17 protein-coding genes are annotated in these 20103 nt (G+C 57.6%); 12 read left to right on the top strand and 5 right to left on the bottom strand.

The features are described 5' to 3' along the window. Positions 1–10: 10 nt before the first annotated feature. The gene (locus ACR3ES_RS18795; RefSeq protein WP_170434606.1) at positions 11–1438 is read right to left on the bottom strand and encodes a polysaccharide lyase domain-containing protein; all 1428 of its coding nucleotides are present in this window, start codon (positions 1436–1438) and stop codon (positions 11–13) included. Positions 1439–1755: 317 nt separating this feature from the next. Here ACR3ES_RS18795 and ACR3ES_RS18800 point away from each other — a divergent pair, with 317 nt between their 5' ends. After that, on the top strand, positions 1756–2148 hold the full coding sequence (locus ACR3ES_RS18800) for a GtrA family protein (RefSeq protein ID WP_170434605.1): 393 nt from the start codon (positions 1756–1758) through the stop codon (positions 2146–2148). A gap of 168 nt (positions 2149–2316) precedes the next feature. Further along, complete coding sequence (locus tag ACR3ES_RS18805) at positions 2317–3414, top strand: hypothetical protein (protein WP_480634740.1); 1098 nt, start codon at positions 2317–2319, stop codon at positions 3412–3414. An 8-nt stretch (positions 3415–3422) separates the two neighbouring features. On the opposite strand, the gene ACR3ES_RS18810 is transcribed toward ACR3ES_RS18805, so the two are convergent. The 4 genes from ACR3ES_RS18810 to ACR3ES_RS18825 all read right to left on the bottom strand — a co-directional run bounded on the left by ACR3ES_RS18810 (position 3423) and on the right by ACR3ES_RS18825 (position 8633). Beyond that, positions 3423–4151, bottom strand: a complete 729-nt coding sequence (locus tag ACR3ES_RS18810; RefSeq protein WP_170434600.1) for a formyltransferase family protein — start codon at positions 4149–4151, stop codon at positions 3423–3425. A gap of 142 nt (positions 4152–4293) precedes the next feature. Further along, the gene (locus ACR3ES_RS18815) at positions 4294–6507 is read right to left on the bottom strand and encodes an NADP-dependent isocitrate dehydrogenase (protein ID WP_170434598.1); all 2214 of its coding nucleotides are present in this window, start codon (positions 6505–6507) and stop codon (positions 4294–4296) included. 264 nt (positions 6508–6771) lie between these two features. Then, complete coding sequence (locus ACR3ES_RS18820; protein ID WP_480424178.1) at positions 6772–7830, bottom strand: ABC transporter ATP-binding protein; 1059 nt, start codon at positions 7828–7830, stop codon at positions 6772–6774. After that, complete coding sequence (locus ACR3ES_RS18825) at positions 7827–8633, bottom strand: IclR family transcriptional regulator (RefSeq protein ID WP_170434594.1); 807 nt, start codon at positions 8631–8633, stop codon at positions 7827–7829. The genes ACR3ES_RS18820 and ACR3ES_RS18825 overlap by 4 nt, the downstream gene beginning before the upstream one ends. A 141-nt stretch (positions 8634–8774) precedes the next feature. On the opposite strand from ACR3ES_RS18825, the gene ACR3ES_RS18830 reads away from it, so the two are divergent. The 10 genes from ACR3ES_RS18830 to ACR3ES_RS18875 all read left to right on the top strand — a co-directional run bounded on the left by ACR3ES_RS18830 (position 8775) and on the right by ACR3ES_RS18875 (position 20075). Beyond that, positions 8775–10034 carry an ABC transporter substrate-binding protein gene (locus tag ACR3ES_RS18830; protein WP_170434592.1) on the top strand — a complete coding sequence of 420 codons (1260 nt, stop codon included), beginning with the start codon at positions 8775–8777 and terminating at the stop codon, positions 10032–10034. A gap of 97 nt (positions 10035–10131) precedes the next feature. Further along, positions 10132–11058 carry a carbohydrate ABC transporter permease gene (locus ACR3ES_RS18835; RefSeq protein ID WP_480424180.1) on the top strand — a complete coding sequence of 309 codons (927 nt, stop codon included), beginning with the start codon at positions 10132–10134 and terminating at the stop codon, positions 11056–11058. Position 11059: 1 nt separating this feature from the next. Then, positions 11060–11908, top strand: coding sequence for a carbohydrate ABC transporter permease (locus ACR3ES_RS18840; protein WP_480424182.1), 849 nt, complete (start codon positions 11060–11062; stop codon positions 11906–11908). A gap of 21 nt (positions 11909–11929) precedes the next feature. Next, a complete protein-coding gene (gene melA / locus ACR3ES_RS18845; RefSeq protein WP_170434587.1) occupies positions 11930–13270 on the top strand; it encodes an alpha-glucosidase/alpha-galactosidase in 1341 nt (446 codons plus the stop codon). Positions 13271–13328: 58 nt separating this feature from the next. After that, positions 13329–15035 (top strand): IlvD/Edd family dehydratase, encoded by a 1707-nt coding sequence (locus ACR3ES_RS18850; protein WP_480424184.1) that lies wholly within the window; start codon positions 13329–13331, stop codon positions 15033–15035. Then, positions 15035–15802 (top strand): SDR family oxidoreductase, encoded by a 768-nt coding sequence (locus ACR3ES_RS18855; protein WP_170434584.1) that lies wholly within the window; start codon positions 15035–15037, stop codon positions 15800–15802. The genes ACR3ES_RS18850 and ACR3ES_RS18855 overlap by 1 nt, the downstream gene beginning before the upstream one ends. A gap of 4 nt (positions 15803–15806) precedes the next feature. After that, entirely contained in the window at positions 15807–16700 is an 894-nt protein-coding gene (locus tag ACR3ES_RS18860) for a 2-dehydro-3-deoxygalactonokinase (RefSeq protein ID WP_170434581.1), read from the top strand. Beyond that, a complete protein-coding gene (locus tag ACR3ES_RS18865) occupies positions 16697–17302 on the top strand; it encodes a 2-dehydro-3-deoxy-6-phosphogalactonate aldolase (protein WP_480424186.1) in 606 nt (201 codons plus the stop codon). The genes ACR3ES_RS18860 and ACR3ES_RS18865 overlap by 4 nt, the downstream gene beginning before the upstream one ends. Beyond that, complete coding sequence (locus tag ACR3ES_RS18870; RefSeq protein WP_170434579.1) at positions 17299–18159, top strand: SMP-30/gluconolactonase/LRE family protein; 861 nt, start codon at positions 17299–17301, stop codon at positions 18157–18159. Before ACR3ES_RS18865 ends, ACR3ES_RS18870 begins: the two co-directional genes overlap by 4 nt. Next, entirely contained in the window at positions 18156–20075 is a 1920-nt protein-coding gene (locus ACR3ES_RS18875; RefSeq protein ID WP_170434577.1) for a beta-galactosidase, read from the top strand. Before ACR3ES_RS18870 ends, ACR3ES_RS18875 begins: the two co-directional genes overlap by 4 nt. The last annotated feature ends 28 nt before the right edge of the window (positions 20076–20103 follow it).

Genomic DNA, 20103 nt, shown 5'->3' on the forward strand with positions numbered 1-20103 from the left:
GTGCTTTGACCTATGGCAGCGGATCACCCGCCAGATGGCTCAGATACTCTTCGAGATTTGACCAGCCGTCCCCGTCCCGATCTTTCCAAGTGTCGCTCCGGTCATCTGGATCCAGACCCTCTTGCATCTCTTCCCAGTCATCGGGCAAACCGTCCAGATCCCGATCGTTCAGGAGGCTGATCTCTGGCAGATCGGGCCAGCCGCCCGCCTCGTCCGGGTGATCGATCCTATGACCATCGCACCTCAGGACGTTTTCGATGATCGACGCATCCAGGCTGTCCAGTTGCCGATCCGGGCCAAAGCGCGCGCCTACATTTGACATCACATGATCCAGCACACCGCCCACCGGCTGCGGTGTAACCGACAGTTCATGGGCAGGTTGGTCTACCAGATTTGCTACTGCAGCGACGTCTGCGATGCGCCCCTTTTTTGAGCGGTCGCAAAGAACATCCAAACGATTGTCCAGATACAGGTTGTCCTGTTCAAAGACTTCCAACTTGTGGCTCGGCTCGACGGGGAATACTTCGAAGGCGGCAGGGCGGTTGCGGTCGCGTGTGCTTGGACCCGGCAGGATCACGTTGCCAACATAGTTGATCCAGGTGTCGCCGTAGAGGTTCCGAAATTCGCCGAACTGTGAGCTTGCATCGTAAAAGACGTTGTTGACGATATCGATCGGACCCAGCTGTGAGGACGAGACATCGGGGTTGCGATCCCGGTTATGGGCAAACAGGTTGCCCACCAGCGTAATGCGGCCGCAATCCGAGACGGCACCATCCTTGGAACAGATCAACGCACCTTTGGAATGGCGCCGTTCCGTGTGGGTGGATTTGTCCAGACCATAAGCCAGGATTGTGTTGGCGATGGTGATGTCGTGGCTGGCATACCGTTCGCTGCCAATGCCGAGGTTTTCGTCGACACCAAAAGCGACCGAAACATGATCGACATAAACATCCGTACTGCTTTCGATCCCTAGCCCGTCGACGCTGGGCGATGGTTTTTTGCTTGGTCCGGGCCGGAACTTCATGAACCGCAGCAGGACATTATTGGAGTCGTAAATCATAAGCGGCGAGGACTGCACATCGCGCACGCGCAACTGTATCCCCTGCCCCGGCGCAGTCTGCCCGGCGATGTACGTGTTAGGCGACACGCGGAACTGTTTGTCGACCTCTATCGTGCCTGAAACCGCAAACAGGCATACCCGGCCAACGCCCGGATGCTGCAGGCACTCGCGCAGGCTGCCACGCCCGGAATCTTCGAGCGTGGTGACATAGTAAACGCTCCCGCCCCGCCAGCCGGTGGCGTGTTTTCCATACCCTTCGGCACCGGGAAACGCGACGTTTTCACCGGATGTGGTGTCAGCAATCCCTGCGGTGGCCAATAGAACGCTCAGGGCGCCGGTGTGAATCAGGGTAGAACGAAGAAAACTCGAAACGTGCATGTTTGAACCAATTTAGTGTCGAAACCGAAGACTGAAACTCAGGGGATTGTCGCAATTCCCAAAACATAGCCTAGCTCATACGGCGAGGTTTGGCACCCAAAACCAACAGCGGCGCTCAAATCGGCAAAGTTTTGATTGTATTGATAAAGTCGGCAGCGTTTCCCTGTCTTATGACCGTTTCCAGTGGCCGTTGATTCCTTTGGTTGCCCTGCGCTCTCTATCCGGCCTTGGTCTTGCATTGCGGTTCGTTGCATGTTGTCTCCGAATGCTCAAACATGCCGCCGAACAGGTGGTCAATTTGAAACAGGAGCGCCAGCGTGCCGTCAGGCGAAACCCTTCGTCATATGATGACCTTTGCCGTCGTCGGATCACTGGCCTTCTTTGTGGATGCCGGCGTGTTCACCGCAATGTACGCAATTGGAGCAGGCACATTCGTCTCGCGCTGTCTGTCGATCCTCGCATCGATCACGTTCACTTGGTATCTCAACAGAACCTTTACATTTCGAACGCGCAAACCAGCAACGTTTGTCGAATTTCTAAGTTACCTCGGCGGCATGCAGATCGGGTTGCTGACCAATTTCAGCACCTTTTTTGTGGTCCTGTACTTGTCAGACACGGCCAAGGTATACCCGATAATCGCGCTGGCCATTGCAACGCTTGCGGGGATGACACTGAACTTTTTGATATCGCGGAAGATACTACAAAAATAGAACAACGCGCGAGGTCAGCTACACGGTTGCCTGATTGCCTTGCGGCAAGTACGCTGCCGAAATCACGTGGGTGTGATGATCGGCGTATTTGAGTTTTTGACAGGTTTTTTAGTTTTTGGGGGCCGCTAATTCGTGTTGAAGAATGCTTTTCTGATTTTACTCAGCATATTGATAACACTGGGTGTTGTGGAAATCGGTTTGCGCCTGTTCGATCCGTTGAACTTCCAGCCACATGTCAGCCGAAAACTGGCCAACGTTCCGCTTGTAAATGAAGAGAATTATTTCTGTGCAGGCGGTCCCAAACGGCTGCAGCCGCATGACGTTGTGTTCTCGCGGGAAACGCCCAATCAGTCTTACTTCGAGTTCCGCAACGATATCGTGTCATTCCAAGTGATCAACGAACACGGCTTTCGTGGTTCGTTTTCGTCCGGTGATGACAAAGCACAGATACCGGTTTTGGGCGACTCGTTCATCCGGGGCACCTTGTCTGACGAAACCGAGACGATCCCCGCTTTTTTGTCACGATGGTCGCAGGATTCGCATTTCGTAAACCTGGGCACAGGGGGTCACGGAACCCTGCAACACGCGCTGACCTATGATGAGTTCAAGGACGAGATTCCTCATGACACGGTGCTGCTGTTTGTCTTCAACCGCAACGACCTGATCGACAACGTCCGGTTCCGCAAATGGCAGGACAACCCGGGCACCCGCAATCACACGCCGACATTCACCCAGCGTTTGAAACGCGGCTTTGCCTCGCTTTACGTGGGTAAGCTGTTGCTGATGTTCAAAACGCAAATGTTCGACCGGAACCTTTTGCCATCCGTTCCAACCGAGACGGAACAGACGCTGTTTTTTGAATCCATTCGGTCTCTGTCCCAGGCCGCTGCGGCCAATGGCGCGCGGCTGATCGTGTTTTCGCTGCCCGACATCTCGGAATTTGTCGGCGAAGACAGGATCACCTTTCGCGAAGATCCTGTGGGATACAGCGATGAGGTCCGCGATCTGATCGATCAGGCCGCGACAGAAAATGGTTTGACTTGGCTGGATTTGAAACCGGCTGCGATCCGGTATGCAGCCGATCGGGACATTCCGGCCAGCGATCTATACGGCGCGCCGGATCATCATCATCAGGAAATCGGAAACTTTGTGATCGCAACCGAAGTGGCGCGGTTCTTGGGTGAAAACGATCTGGCGCAGTTCGTTGTCGAGGATGAGTTTGTGGATCTGACCCGCTTTGATCCGTCACAGGTCGCCTGCCCCTGACCCTCGTTTTAGGCCTCGTCTGCCTCGCCGGTCAGAACAAATTTCCGACCGTGCAGCAGAACATACAGCGGATACTCGGGCAAATGCACGGAGTGGAGACGGCGATCAAACTCCGCCGCATCAATGTCAAACGGAAGTTGCTGCAAGGCGGATAACTCTTTCATGCGCCGCGCTTCGCCGCGCCAGCTTTCCCCACTCGACCGGGACATCTGGTCGTTGAGATAGGTGTGTCCGGCGGTAGCTATCCCGCCGACAACCTCCTGAAACAGATGAAACAGGTACAGATGCGTTCGTGCGAGCAGCGACCGCAAACCGTCATGCGGCAGGATGGGAAAGCGCAGAGCCTGAATGATATTGCCGTTATCGACCTTGGCATTGATGATGTGTGCCGTCACGCCGTATTCCTTGGCCCCATCATAAAGCGCGAAGTTGATGCATCCGCTGCCGGGATACTCGGGCGGTCCGGGGTGAAAGTTGATCGCAGCGATAGCCGCCGCATCAATCAGCGCCTGATCCAGAATGAAATAGCTGCGAAAGCAAAAGATATAGTCGCCGCGCCAGTCGCGCACCCAGTCGGGCAACACCTGGCCCAGACCCTGGGATTCGACATAGCTGACATCAAACCCGGCGTATTTTAGAAACTGTAGGGCCTTTTGCGTTCCGTCACAGTTTTCGCGCCCAAAGAACAGCACACTGGGGCCATTATCCTGTTTCGTCGCATCGATGCGGTTTGTCATCAAGGTCACTCGTTCACATCATGTCAGCCCACGCCCTGTTCGCGAGCGCGTAACCGGAACTATGACATACAAAAATCCCGCACTCTACCGTTTCGATATTGCGCGGGAATGGCCTGCACCCTGACGGTGCAGGCCGGATAGTTTAGCCGATGATGGCGTTCAGTGTTGCACTGGGACGCATCACTGCCGCCGTTTTGGTCGGGTCGGTGTGATAGTATCCACCCAAATCCGCGGTTGCACCTTGTGCAGCCACCAGTTCACCCAGAACCTGCTCTTCTTTGTTGGCCAGTTCTTTGGCGATTGGTGCAAATTCAGCCGCTAGTTGCGCGTCATCCGCTTGCGCTGCCAACGCCTCGGCCCAGTAGCGTGCGAACCAGTAGTGGCTGTCGCGGTTATCTGGCTGGCCAACTTTGCGGCTGGGCGACTTGTTGTTGTCCAGAATGCCCTGTGTGGCCGCTTCGGCTGCCGCGCCAAGAACACCAGCCTTGGCATTGCCCTTGCTGTCGGCAAGGAAGTTCAGCGATTCACCCAATGCGCAGAACTCCCCCATAGAATCCCAACGCAGGTGATTTTCCTCGACCAGTTGCTGCACGTGTTTCGGGGCCGAACCACCGGCGCCGGTTTCAAAGAGGCCACCGCCATTCATCAGTTTGACAATCGACAGCATCTTGGCCGATGTGCCCAGTTCGAGGATCGGGAACAGATCCGTCAGGTAATCCCGCAGCACATTGCCGGTGATGGCGATGCTGTTCTTGCCAGCCGTAATCGTCTCCAGCGATTGACGGGTGGCTTCACGCGGGGCCATGATCTTGAACTTGTCGGTCACACCGGCTGCTTCCAGTGCGGGTTTGACGTATTTGATCAGTTCCGCATCATGCGCGCGGTTTGCGTCCAGCCAAAAGATCGCTTCGGATCCGGTCAGGCGCTGACGGTCCATAGCCAATTGAATCCAGTTCTCAATCGGAGCTTCTTTGACTGTGCAGGACCGCCATATATCGCCCTGTTCAACCGCATGTTCATGCAAGACATCACCATTTGCCAAAACGATGCGCACGGTGCCATCGGCAGGCGCCTGGAACGTTGTCGGGTGCGAGCCGTATTCCTCGGCCTTTTGCGCCATCAAACCGACATTTTCCACGGCTCCGGCTGTGGCCGGGTTCAGCGCGCCATTGGCTTTGAAGAAGTTGATGGTCTCATCATAAACAGGCGCATAGCAGCGGTCGGGGATTACGCAGTTGGTGTCGCCCTTGGCGCCGGTTTCGTCCCATCCTTTGCCGCCCGCGCGGATTACGGCAGGCATCGAGGCGTCGATGATCACATCCGACGGCACGTGCAGGTTGGTGATGCCCTTGTCGCTGTCGACCATGTACATGGTCGGGCGATCCGCCTTGATCACATCGATGGCTGCCATGATGTCCGCGTTGCCTTGCACCCGCTCCAGCAGGTCGCCCATGCCGGAGTTCGGGTTCACGCCCAGCGCATCCAGTTCTGCGCCGAATTTCTCGAATACAGGTGCCAACCAAGCTTTGACCGCGTAGCCGAAGATGATCGGGTCGCTGACCTTCATCATCGTGGCTTTCATGTGCAGCGAGAACATGGTGCCGTCTTTTTTGGTGTCTTCAATGGCATCTGCAAGGAAAGAGGACAAAGCCTTAACCGACATGAAGGTCGCGTCAGCCACAGTGCCTTCGTCCAACGGCCAGCTGTCTTTCAGCACAGTCACACTGCCATCCTTGCCAACAAACTCGATCTTGGCGTCGCCAGCTTGTGCCGCGGTGATGGTGGCCGATTTTTCATTGGCGTAGAAATCGTTAGCTGACATCGAGGACACTTTGGTTTTGCTGTCCGCCGACCATTCGCCCATGGAATGCGGGTTCTTCTGGGCATAGTTTTTCACGGCCCGTGCCGCGCGGCGGTCACTGTTGCCCTCACGCAGAACCGGGTTTACGGCCGACCCTTTGATCGCGTCATACCGTGCACGGATTGCTTTTTCCTCGTCGTTCGACGGGTCGTCGGGATAGTTCGGCAGATTGTATCCTTGCGACTGCAACTCTTCGATCGCGGCCACCAGTTGCGGGACCGAGGCCGAAATATTGGGCAGCTTGATCACATTGGCGTCGGGTGTTTTCACCAATTCACCCAAAGCGGCCAGATCGTCCGTGATGCGTTGTTCTTCGGTCAGGTTCTCCGGAAAGGTGGCGATGATTCGCCCGGCCAGTGAGATATCCTTGGTGCCGACGCTCACACCAGCCGCCGAGGCGAACTTGCGAATGATGGGCAGGAACGAGGCGCTGGCCAGTTCGGGCGCTTCGTCTACAATGGTATACAATATGTCGAAGTTCGATTTATCTGCCATATTCTTTTACCTTTTTTAGCCTTTCAGGGGCGATCGATCTGAGCGTTGGGGCCGCAAAGCCTGCGGCGCGGAAGGAGCGATGATAGTATCTGCCCCTTGGGTGACTCTGATTTGACAGGCCTCCCTTAAATCACGTTTGTCTCGGAATCAATCGCGTAGACCCGCGCGATTTGACACGGTTTGGTGTAATCTTGGCCGCTGGCGCATTTTTGGGCAGGTTCTGGCCCAAATTTGTGATCACAATGCCAGGTCTTTTTAATCGGGCTAGCGAAACCTCTGACCTGTCTCTGGGTCAAACACCATCACACGCTCCGACGGTACCGAGATACCGACCCGCTCGCCTGCTGTGCTGCGCTGGTCATCACGTTCTTCGGCGATCAGTTTGTCTCCGTTCGGGGAGATCAGATAGGAATAGGACACACCTCCCAGCGCTTCTGTCAGGTCTACGGTACATGTATCGGCAGACCGGTCGATATGTATGTGTTCGGGGCGCATGCCCAGCGTCACTTTGCTCAGGCCGGTCGGAATGGAGGCTGACACAGCCAATGGCTGGCTCAGCGCAGGGTGGGTGACCTGCCCATCGGCGTAGTCGCACTCGAGGAAGTTCATGGCTGGCGACCCGATGAACCCGGCCACAAACCGATTGTCCGGATCACGATACAGATCCATTGGGGCGCCTACCTGTTCTATGCGACCGTCGCGCAGCACGACGATCTTGTCAGCCATGGTCATCGCCTCGACCTGATCGTGGGTCACATAAATCATGGTTGCGCCGATTTCCTGATGCAGGCGTGCGATTTCGACCCGCATTTCAACGCGCAGCTCCGCGTCGAGGTTGGATAGGGGTTCGTCAAACAGGAAGACTTCCGGGCCGCGTACAATTGCGCGGCCGATGGCAACGCGCTGACGCTGACCGCCGGACAGTGCCTTGGGTTTACGCTTCAGGTACTGATCCAGTTTCAGGATGTTCGACGCTTCCTGCACCTTCTGGTCGATTTCGCCTTTGGGCACACCGTTCATGCGCAGGCCGAACCCCATGTTCTCGGCCACTGTCATATGCGGGTAGAGTGCGTAGGTCTGAAACACCATCGCGACACCACGCTTGGCCGGGTCCATGTGGGTGACGTCACGCGTGCCGATATGAATTTGGCCTTCGGAGGTTTCTTCCAGTCCGGCGATCATCCGCAACAAGGTGGACTTGCCACAGCCGGACGGGCCGACAAACACGCAGAACTCACCATCTTCGATCTGCAGATCAACACCATGAATGACCTGAGTCTGGCCGTACCGTTTTATCGCCTGGTTCAGATTTACACCCGTCATGTCACTTGCATCCTGTTGTTAATGGCGTTGGGGCGGGTCTCGGGGAACCGCCACGCCTGTGCTTCGGTTCCGATCTGTTCGGCCACGCGCCGAACCCGAGGGACCCACGTCTCCAGTTGTTTAAAGTTCATACGTTCGGTGGACCCGGTCACTGAAATCGCACCCAGCATCCGCCCGCCAGACGTCAGGATGGGGCAGGCGATGCAGATGATACCAGGTTCGTGTTCTTCGTCGTCGATCGCGTATCCGCGGCTTCGGATCAGCTCGAGATCCGCGCGCAAAGCCTGTTCTGAGGCCAGCGTCTTGTCCGTGAAGCGATGAAAACTCTGCTGAGCCACGGCCTTGTTCAGCGCGGTTTCGTCCAGAAAGGCCATCATCGCTTTGCCGACACCAGTGCAATATGCCGGGCCGACTTTACCCGCCTGCGAATACATCTCGATGGGCTGTGCTGCATTGCGCTTGTCGACATACAGAACCTGGCTGGAATCGAGTTGAGCGAGATGCACAGTCTCACCGGTTTCCCGGCTCAGCGCATCCAGAAAGGGTCGGGCAATCGGTGCCAGCGAGCTTTGTGTCCACGCCGCATGCGCCAGCCGGACCAGCCGCAGCCCCGGCGCGTAGGTCTGCCTGTCTGGGTCATATGACAGCATCCCCTGATTGGTCAGGGATTGCAGAAACCGATACAGCGTTGCCTTGGGAAAGTCGCTGCTGTCCAGCAACTCTGCAAACCGGACGGGCCGCTCAAAAGACGCGACCTGATCCAGCACATCACATGCTTTGCCTATTGTTCCGTCACCAGCCAAGGCTGCCTATTCTCCTCCACTTGACCCGCGGCCAGAGGCACGAAGGTCTTGACAAGACTAACCGAGTTGATGTGTAGTTTTCAATATATAAAACACGGTTTCATTATTTGGAACCAAAATGGAAGCTTAAGGGAGGAAACCATGCATTCCATGTTCAAGCGCACAGCGGCCGCTCTGGCTGCAAGTGTTGCACTTGCTGCGCCGGTTGCGGCTGAACTGACCGGTGAGCTGAGAATTTTTCTTGATACGTCGAACCCCGCACCGCGCGCGACGATGGAAGCGATGATCGAGCGATTCGCGGCCGAACACCCGGGGCTGGAAATCGAAACCACAGTTATCGACCGAGAGGCTTACAAGACGCAGATTCGTAACTTCCTGACGGCGGACACGCCGGATGTGGCGACATGGTATGCGGCAAACCGGATGAAACCTTATGTCGAGGCTGGCTTGTTCGAGGATGTGTCGGACCTGTGGGCCGAGCCTGCGATTGCTGACAACCTAGCATCCACCAAAGGCGCGATGACCATTGATGGCAAGCAATGGGGCGTGCCCTACACCTATTACCAGTGGGGTGTTTACTACCGCAAAGACATCTTTGATGAGCTGGGCCTGAGCGAGCCGACAACTTGGGAAGAAGAGCTGTCAAACTGCCAGAAGATCGTCGACTCGGGACGGGCCTGCTATACCATCGGCACCAAGTTCCTTTGGACGGCGGGCGGCTGGTTCGATTATCTGAACATGCGCACCAACGGGTTCGACTTCCATCAACAGCTTGCGAATGGTGAAGTCAGCTGGGAGGACGACCGGGTCAAGCAGACTTTCGCCAACTGGAAGCAGTTGATCGACATGGGCGCGTTCATCGACAACCACCAAACCTATAGCTGGCAGGAAGCCCTGCCCTTCATGGTCAATGGTGACGCGACAGCCTATCTGATGGGCAATTTCGCCGTGGCACCCTTGCGTGAGGCTGGGCTGACAGACGATCAGCTCGACTTCTACCAGTTCGTCGCGATCAACCCTGATGTTGAACTGGCCGAGGATGCACCAACGGATACGTTCCATATTCCGGCCAACGCGTCGAACAAAGAAGCGGCCCGTGAATTCCTGCGCTTTGCGGTATCACCCGCCGAACAGACCGAGATCAACAACGGTGCAAACCTTGGCCAGTTGCCTGTGAACGCACAGTCCTCGGTGGATGATGACAAATTCCTGCAGCAGGGCTTTGAGATGCTGTCGTCCAACAGCCCGGGTGGTGTGGCCCAGTTCTGGGATCGTGACGCCCCGGCGGAAATGGCCAAAGTGTCAATGGAAGGCTTCCAGGAGTTCATGGTCAAGCCAGACGACGCAGACCGCGTTCTGGCCAAGCTGGAACGCGCACGTCAGCGCATCTATGACAACTGATCGCTAGTCACGGGCCGGTTTAGTCCCCGGCCCGGACACGAAATGAAATGCAGGGTGGGCCAACGCCCACTCTGCCGCCCAAAGCCAGAGATTTGTCATGACCGTTGCTGTCGAAGCCCCAGAACAAGAGAGCTGGTTCCACAAGAACCAACAACGCATCGCGCCCTGGCTGTTTCTGGCTCCGGGCCTGCTGTTCTTTATGGTCTATGTGATCATCCCGGTCTTCCAGTCCTTCAACCTGTCGCTATACGAATGGGATGGGCTGGGCGCCGCGGAATATGTCGGCTTTCGGAACTACGAAGACCTGTATTGGGAGTGGGTCGACCGGGATGCGTTCTACATTTCGCTTAAAAACAACCTGATCTGGCTTCTGCTGTATCTTTTGGCGATCCCGGCGGGTTTGTTCATAGCGTTATTCCTGAACCAGACAGCTTGGGGCATTCGCCTGTACAAGTCTTTGTTTTTCTTTCCTTTTGTCATCAGCCAGGTTGTGGTTGGCCTCGTCTTCACATGGTTCTATGACCCGACCTTTGGCCTTCTGAATGAATTCCTCAGCCTGTTCGGTATGGGCCCCCTGAACGTCCTCGGGGATGAGCGTTTTGTGACTTACGGCATCATCTTTGCTGGTCTCTGGCCGCAAACCGCCTATTGCATGATCCTCTACCTCACAGGCCTGAATGCCGTGGACCCCGAACAGATCGAGGCTGGACGTCTGGACGGCGCCAAGGGGGGCCGGATGCTGTGGCACATCATCTTGCCGCAATTGCGCCCTGCGACCTTCATCGCCTTTGTCGTTACCATCATCGGTGCGCTGCGGTCCTTTGACCTGATCTCGATCATGACCCAGGGTGGGCCATTCGGGTCGTCCCGCGTGCTGGCCTACTATATGTTCGAGGTCGCGCTGTCCGAATACGGTTTCCGTATGGGATATGGCGCCGCCATTGCCGTGATCCTGTTCCTGATCATGCTCTGCTTCATCGCCTATTTCCTCTGGTCGATGTACCGCGAAGAGAAGGGGCACTGAGATGTTTCCCAAACCCATCGAAAAACAACCCCGCGCGACACAAATCACCTATCAGGCCATGCTGCCACTGGCGCTGTTGCTGTGGCTCGGGCCGCTGCTGGCGGTCGCCCTGTTCTCGGTCAAACCGGCTGCCGATTTTACCAACGCCAACTATTGGGGCATGCCATCCAGTTTTGAAGGCGCGTTCAACTACGGACAGGTGTTCTTTAACTCGGACATGCCGCGCTACCTGATGAACTCGTTCCTGATCACGATTCCAACGGTGATCGGCTGTGTTGCGCTTAGCTGCATGACCGGATTTGCACTCGGCATCTACAAGTTCAAATCCAACCTCTGGATTTTCTTCCTGTTCGTTGCGGGCAATTTTGTGCCGTTCCAGATCCTCATGGTGCCGGTGCGCGACCTGACATTACAACTGGGCCTCTACAACACAAAAACGGGTCTTGTCCTGTTCCACATCGCGTTCCAGACCGGGTTCTGCACCTTGTTCATGCGCAACTTTATTCGCGCGCTTCCCTTTGAGCTGATTGAGGCTGCGCGGGTCGAAGGCATCAGTGAATGGCGCATTTTCTGGTACGTCGTCCTGCCGCTGATGAAGCCCGCGATTGCCGCGCTCAGCGTGCTGATCTTTACGTTCATCTGGAACGACTATTTCTGGGCCGTTGTCCTGACCCAGGGCGCGGAAAGCCAGCCGGTGACAGCCGGGATTACCAGCTTTAATGCGCAATTCAGGGCGGCGTATCAACTAATGAGTGCCGGTTCCATCGTCGCGGCGTTGCCGCCGGTGGCCATGTTCTTCCTGATGCAGAAACACTTCATCGCGGGACTGACCCTCGGTGCCGTAAAATAACTTCGAACCGGAGTTCGCTACATGACCAGAATCACCTTTATTGGTGCGGGTTCCACGATTTTCATGCAAAACATCGTGGGCGACGCACTGCTGACCCCTGCGCTGGCTGACAGTCATTTTGCACTGATGGATATTGATCCGGTGCGCCTTGCGGAAAGCGAGACCGTGGCGCGGGCGATGATCCGCTCGGTTGGAACCGGTGCGACCGTCTCAACACACACCGACCGGCGTGCTGCGTTGGATGGGGCCGATTTCGTCATCACCGCCTTTCAGGTTGGCGGCTACGAGCCCTGCACGGTGACGGATTTCGAAATCCCCAAGCAATACGGCCTGCGTCAAACAATTGCCGATACGATGGGCGTCGGGGGTATCATGCGGGGCCTGCGCACGGTTCCGGTTCTGTGGGATGTCGCGCAGGACATGATGCAGCTTTGTCCGAATGCCACGTTGCTGCAATACGTCAACCCGATGGCGATCAACACCTGGGCACTGGCCGAGCGCTTCCCCAACCTAAAAAATGTGGGACTGTGCCATTCTGTTCAGAATACGGTCGAAGAACTCGCCCATGATCTGGACCTGCCGAAGGACGAGTTTCGCTACAAAGTTGCCGGTATCAATCACGTCGCCTTTTTTTTGAAGCTGGAACACAATGGCCGCAATCTCTACCCGGCTTTGCGTCAGGGGTATCAAAGTGGCCGCCTTCCCAAACCACCTCTGCTGATGCCCCGCTGCCCGAACAAGGTCCGCTATGAGGTGATGGATCACCTGGGCTATTTCTGCACCGAAAGCTCAGAGCATTTTGCGGAATACGTACCGTGGTTCATCAAAGATGGCCGAGAGGACCTGATCGAACAGTTCAGCATTCCGCTGGACGAATACCCGGCCCGCTGCGTTGAGCAGGTCGCCACCTGGAAGGAACAGGCCAAAACCCTTACCGATGGGCGCGACATCGCGGTGACCCGCAGCCACGAATTTGCGGCCGACCTGATGAACGCCATCGTCACGGACTCCGCCTATGCAACCTATTGCAATCTGCCCAATACCGGTCAGATTCCCCAATTGCCGTTGGGCCCTGTGGTTGAAACGCCTTGCCTGGTGGATGCAAATGGCGTTCAGCCTTCGGTCGTCACAGATATCCCACCGCAGCTGATTGCGCTGATGCGCACGCAGATCAACGTTCAGGAGCTTACGGTAAGGGCTCTGGTTGAGCAAAATCCTGAATACATCTACCACGCGGCCATGATGGACCCCCACACAGCAGCCGAACTGGATCTGCGCCAGATCCGAAATCTCGTGAGCGACCTTCTCGCTGCGCATGCCGACTGGCTGCCTGACTGGTGCCGCCCGGCCCGCGCAGCCTAAATTTCATCTTTTTGCAAATACTCAATTCCAACCCCAGCTACGAAAAGCAATGCCTGAAATGAAGAAACGTCGCTCCCAGCATTGGTACGGAAAACTCGACAAGGATGGGTTCATTCACCGGTCCTGGATGAAAAACCAGGGCTTCCCCGATCACGCTTTTGACGGGCGACCCATTATTGGCATCTGTAATACCTGGTCGGAACTGACCCCCTGCAATTCCGGCCTGCGCGATCTGGCCGAAGGCGTCAAACGCGGCGTTTGGGAAGCGGGCGGGTTTCCGGTCGAGTTTCCGGTGATGTCGCTGGGCGAGACCCAGATGAAACCGACGGCGATGCTGTTCCGCAACTTGCTGGCCATGGATGTCGAGGAGTCCATACGCGCCTATGGCATTGACGGTGTCGTCCTGTTGGGTGGGTGCGACAAGACCACACCGGGCCAGTTGATGGGCGCGACCTCGGTCGATCTGCCGTCAGTCGTCGTCAGTTCCGGTCCGATGTTGAATGGTAAGTATCGCGGTCAGGATATCGGATCGGGCACCGACGTCTGGAAGTTCTCCGAGGCGGTGCGCGCGGGTGAAATGACCCTCAAGGACTTCATGAACGCCGAATCCGGCATGTCGCGCAGCACTGGCGTCTGCATGACGATGGGGACAGCCAGCACGATGGCGTCGCTGGTCGAGGCGATGGGTATGAGCCTGCCCACAAACGCGGCCCTGCCTGCCGTCGATGCCCGGCGCATGGCGCTGGCGCATATGACCGGCAAGCGTATCGTCGAGATGGTAGACGAAGACCTGAAGCCTTCGGACATTCTGACCAAGGAAGCGTTTGAAAACGGCATTCTGGCGAATGCGACGGTGGGTGGCTCGACCAATGCGGTTGTGCATCTGCTGGCGTTGGCCGGCCGGGTCGGCATTGATCTGACGTTGAAAGATTTCGAGATCGGATCGGACATTCCTTTGCTGGTCAACTGCATGCCCTCGGGCAAATACCTGATGGAGGATTTCTGTTACGCCGGGGGTGTTCCCGTCGTTTTGTCAGAACTCAAGCCTTTCCTGCGCCCGGCCAAGACTGTGTTGAACAAGGACATCTCGGCCCACTACGAAGGGGCCGAGTGCTTCAACACAGATGTGATCCGTCCTTTCAACGACCCGGTGAAGCCCGCTGCTGGCTTGCGTGTTCTGCGTGGAAATCTCGCACCCAATGGGGCTATCGTGAAGCCTTCGGCGGCCACAGACGCTTTGCTGGAAACCGAAGCCGAAGCCTATGTGTTTGAAAACATCGAAGACCTCAAGGCCAATATCGATCGCGATGATCTGCCGGTGACGCCCGACACCATTCTGGTACTCAAGGGCTGTGGCCCCATGGGCTACCCGGGCATGCCCGAGGTTGGTAACATGCCGATTCCGGCCAAGCTGGTGAAGGAAGGCGTGCGCGACATGATCCGTATCTCGGACGCACGTATGTCTGGCACCGCCTATGGCACCGTCATCCTGCATGTCAGCCCAGAGGCCCAGGCGGGCGGCACCTTGGCGCTGGTCAAAACCGGAGACCGCATCCGTGTATCGGCCAGCAAGGGCGAAATAGAACTGCTGGTCGATGAAACCGAACTAGACGCCCGTCGCGCGGCGTGGCGACCGGACGATCCGCACTACACCCGCGGTTACGCAAAACTGTATATCGACCATGTGCTGCAAGCCGATCAGGGTGCCGATCTTGATTTCCTGGTCGGCAAAGACACTCGCCTTGTGACGAGAGAGAGCCATTGATGGACCAGCCAGCCACATTTCACGATCTGAACGGTGCCTCCGTCTACATTACCGGCGGCGGTTCCGGCGTAGGTGCGGCACTGACCGATGGGTTTCTGGCCCAGGGTGCAAACGTTGCCTTCATTGGTCGCTCGGATGCCAGCGCTTTTGTGGAGGAGATGCGCGACAAGCATGGCCGCGCGCCGCTGTTCATGCAGGGCGACATGACGGATACCGAGTTGTTGCACGCAACGATGACCAAGGCTGCCGAGGCACACGGGCCTCTGGAAGTGCTTGTTAACAATGCGGCCAACGACAAACGCCATGCGCTGGAAGACAGCACTCCCGAATTCTGGGACTGGATGATCGAGGTGAACCTCAAGGCCTATTACTTCGCCTGCCAGGAAGCGGCGCGCCAGATGCAGGGCAAAGGCGGTTCGATCATCAATTTCAGCTCGATCAGTTACATGATGGGCAATTCCGGCTATCCGATCTATACAACTTCGAACGCGGGTATCACCGGTATGACACGGTCTTTGGCGCGTGAGCTGGGTCCGCAAAACATCCGCGTGAATGCCTTGGCGCCGGGATGGGTTCTGACGCAAAAACAGCTGGATGTGTGGGCAACGCCGGAAGACTTGGCAGCACATATGGAGCGCCAATGTCTGAAAGAGCATCTGACGCCCGAGGATATGATCGCACCCACGCTCTTCCTGGCCTCGCAAGCCAGTCGGGCCATGACCGGTCAGTGCATGGCAGTCGATGGCGGCGTGGTGGTGACAGGGTGATGCGATGAAAGCAGACTGGATCGCCGTCGACTGGGGAACGTCCCACCTGCGCGCGTGGGCCATGCAAGGGGCAACCGTACTGGATCAGGCACAGTCTGACCGGGGCATGGCCCGCGTGGAAAAGGGTGCGTTTCAATCGGCGCTTTTGGACCTGGCGGCAGACTGGTTGGGCCCGTCCCCTGTCGACGTCATTGCCTGCGGGATGGTTGGTGCGCGACAGGGGTGGGTCGAGGCGCCCTACACGGCGGTTCCATCCGCGCCTGTTTCGGCCGCGCCCATCCGCGTTCCAAACACAGACCCCCGCATTCGGACCTTCGTCGTACCGGGCCTCAAACAAAACACACCACCCGACGTGATGCGTGGGGAAGAAACCCAGATCGCCGGGTTTCTGGCCTCCCGACAAAACTGGGATGGCGTTCTCTGCCTGCCTGGCACGCACACAAAGTGGGTTCAGATCAGTGCCAGTGAGGTCGTCAGTTTCCGCACGTTCATGACCGGCGAGCTATTCGAGCTGTTGTGCCGCCAATCGGTCTTGCGGCACTCCCTCAGCGAGGGTTGGGACGACGCGGCCTTTGCCGAAGCGGTTGCGGATGCTTTGACAAAACCAGAGCAGATGGCAGCGCGGTTGTTTGGATTGCGTGCAGCGGACTTGCTGCTGGGGCAGGACCCAGGCACCGCCCGGGCGCGCCTGTCGGGTCAGTTGATCGGCGCGGAGCTGGCTGCGACGCGACCGTATTGGCTGGGTCAGCAATTGGCGATCATCGGGGCGAAAAACGTGTCGCAAATCTACGCTCAGGCTCTGCAACAACAAGGGGCTTTCGTTAAGACCGAAAATTCTATCCCAACCACATTGGCGGGTCTTGCATTGGCCCGAAACCTGACGAGGCAAACCGTATGAGCCGTTCAATCATTGCGATCCTCAGGGGCTTGGAGCCCGCCGAAGCGGTGGCGGTCGGGCAAGCCCTGATCGAAGCCGGGATCGACCGGATCGAGGTGCCACTAAACTCTCCAGACCCGCTGGACAGCATCAGACTGCTGGTCGAGGCTTTTGGGGATCGCGCCCTGATCGGAGCGGGTACCGTTCTTACAACGGAACAGGTTGAGGACGTGTCGGCGGTTGGCGGTAAACTGATTGTCTCACCCAACTGCGATACCGATGTCATCCGACGGACTGTGGCGCTGGACTTGCAAAGCTGGCCCGGCGTTTACACGCCGACCGAAGCCTTTGCGGCATTGCAGGCCGGTGCGACCGGGCTGAAGCTCTTCCCGGGCGTAATGGCAGGGCCGACAGGTCTGGCCGCACTACGCCCGGTTCTACCGACGGGCGCGCTGGTCTTTGCCGTTGGCGGCGCCGGCCCGGAGAACTTTGCAGAGTGGATCGCAGCTGGTGCCGACGGGTTTGGTATTGGCTCAGCCCTTTACAAACCCGGTTTACAGGTTGCCGAAATCGCGGATCGCGCCAAGAGGGTCGTTGCGGCATATGACGCGGCGGTGCTATGAGCGTCATTTTTGACGACCGCCCGTGCGGGCTGGGTGAAGGACCCTTATGGCACCCCGAGCGGCAACAGCTTTTCTGGTTTGATATCGTCGGCAAACGCCTAATGACGCGCAAGGACGACGAACAGCAAAGTTGGGAATTCCCCGAACATGTCTCGACCGCCGGGTGGGTGGATCGCGAGACCATGCTGGTCGCCTCGGAGACCGGACTCTGGCGGTTTGCGCTGATATCAGGACGGAAGGAACTGGTCGTGCCGCTTGAGGCCGACAACCCTGTGACCCGGTCCAATGACGGTCGGGCTGATCCGTGGGGCGGGTTCTGGATTGGAACCATGGGAAAACACGCGGAACCCGGGGCTGGCGCAATCTACCGCTTTTGGCGCGGGGAATTACGGCGCCTGGTCAGCGAAGTGACGATCTCAAACGCGATGTGTTTCGCACCGGATCAGTCCTGCGCCTATTTCTGCGACACACGCACCCAACAAGTGCGGCGCTGGAACCTGAACCCGGAATCGGGCTGGCCCGAAGGCGACAGTTCCGTGTTTCTCGATCTGCGGGACGCAGGGCTGAACCCGGACGGTGCCGTGGTGGACATGGGTGGCAACATCTGGATCGCACAATGGGGCGCCGGTCGGGTCGCGGCCTATTCCGCTGACGGTCAGTTTCTGCGGGCCATTTCTTTTGATGCCGCGCATACCTCGTGCCCCGCATTTGGCGGTGCAGATCTGACAACCTTGTTTTGCACATCCGCCCGAGACGGGTTAAGTGCCGAGGCGATTGAATCGCAACCTAGCAACGGAATGACCTTTGCCAGCGCGGACGCGGGGCGAGGTCAGACAGAACACAGAGTCCACTTATGAAGCCAGAACTTGGCGTTTGCTATTACCCCGAACATTGGCCAGAGGCGATGTGGGCGGAGGATGCCGCACGCATGGTCGAAACCGGTTTGCGCTGGGTTCGGATAGGCGAGTTCGGCTGGAGCCGTATGGAACCCCGCCCGGGCGATCTGCACTTCGACTGGCTGGATCGGGCGATCGATATCCTTGGGGCCGCTGGTCTTAAGGTTGTTCTGGGTACGCCGACGGCGACGCCACCGCGTTGGATGCTGGACAAACACCCCGACATGCTGGCCGTGGACGCACAGGGCAGCACACGCAAATTCGGCTCGCGCCGGCACTACTGCTTTAGCCACCCAGGTTACGTTGAAGAATGTGCCCGTATTGCTCGGATCATGGGGGACCGCTATGGGCGCAACCCCCATATTGCCGCCTGGCAAATCGACAATGAATATGGTTGCCATGACACAACGGTCAGCTACAGCGCCCACGCACTAAAGGCGTTCCGGAATTGGCTGGCGGATCAATACGGCAGGATCGAAGCCTTGAACGAGGCCTGGGGCAATGTGTTCTGGTCGATGGAATACAATTCGTTCGACCAGATCGATTTGCCCAACCTGACGGTGACCGAACCCAACCCGGCACATGTTCTGGCGTTCTTTCGCTTCAGCTCGGATCAGGTGGTGGCGTTCAACAAGGCGCAGGTCGATGTCCTCCGAGCGCTGACGGATGCGCCGATGCTGCACAATTATATGGGCCGCACGTTGGAGTTCGACCATTTCAAGGTCGGTGCGGATCTGGATATCGCCACGTGGGACAGCTATCCGATCGGGTTCCTGTCCGACCGGCTTGAAGCCGGAGACCCTCATAAAACAGCGTTTCTGCAGCAGGGTGACCCCGATATGCAGGCCTTTCACCACGACCTGTATCGCGCCGTTGGCCGGGGCCGGTGGTGGGTGATGGAGCAACAGCCCGGCCCGGTCAACTGGGCCCCTTACAACCCCGCTCCACTGCCCGGAATGGTGCGCCTATGGTCGTTGGAGGCGGTGGCGCACGGGGCCGAGGTGGTCAGCTACTTCCGCTGGCGGCAGGCACCCTTTGCGCAGGAAAAGATGCATGCGGGTCTGTTGACGCCGGACAACCGGGCTGCGCCAGGATTGGCCGAAGCCGCCCAAACCGCACGGGATCTGAGCGAGCTTGGCACGGTTCAACAGACTGGCGCGCAGGTTGCAATTCTCTTTGATTATGCATCCGACTGGGCGTGGTCTGCGTTGCCGCAGGGCGCTGGGTTCGACTATTTCAAACTGGTCTTTTCAGCCTATCAGGCCCTGCGGAAGGCGGGATTGTCGGTTGACTTCATTTCGGCAACCGATGTCCCGGCAAATGCGTACAAACTGATCCTTGCCCCCGGGCTGGCAACGGTGGACGGCCAATTGGAACGGCGGCTGACAGACAACTGTAATCTCGCAGTATTGGGGCCGAGGTCCGGAGCGATCACGCCCGAGTTTCGTATTCCCGAAACAGGCCGGCCCGGACTGGGCGGTCTGGACTGTCATGTCGATCTGGTCGAAACACTGCCACCTACTGTCACACGACCGGTAAAAGGCGGCGGTGCCGCGCTGCTTTGGATCGATCGGTTGTCGGGTAGTGCAGAGACTCTGCTGACCTTTGCTGACGGCACCGCCGCGATGAAAGGGTCAGAAGACCTTTGGTATGTGGCGGGTGCCCCGGACAACGATCTCTGGGATCAGGTTGTCGCCCTGGCGGCCCAGAAAACCGGTATGGTGCTGCACCCGGTGCCAGAAGGTTTGCGGCGGCGCGAAACCGCGGATCATGTGTTTCTGATCAACTACAACACCGAACCTGTCGAGTGGCACGGCCACCGGATTGATGGCTGCGACGTCGCCATTGTCAAACGTAACCCGCCCGAGCCAACCTAAGGCTGGCCCGGGCGGTATTCGATATCAT

The organism is Ruegeria sp. B1 (assembly GCF_056535885.1).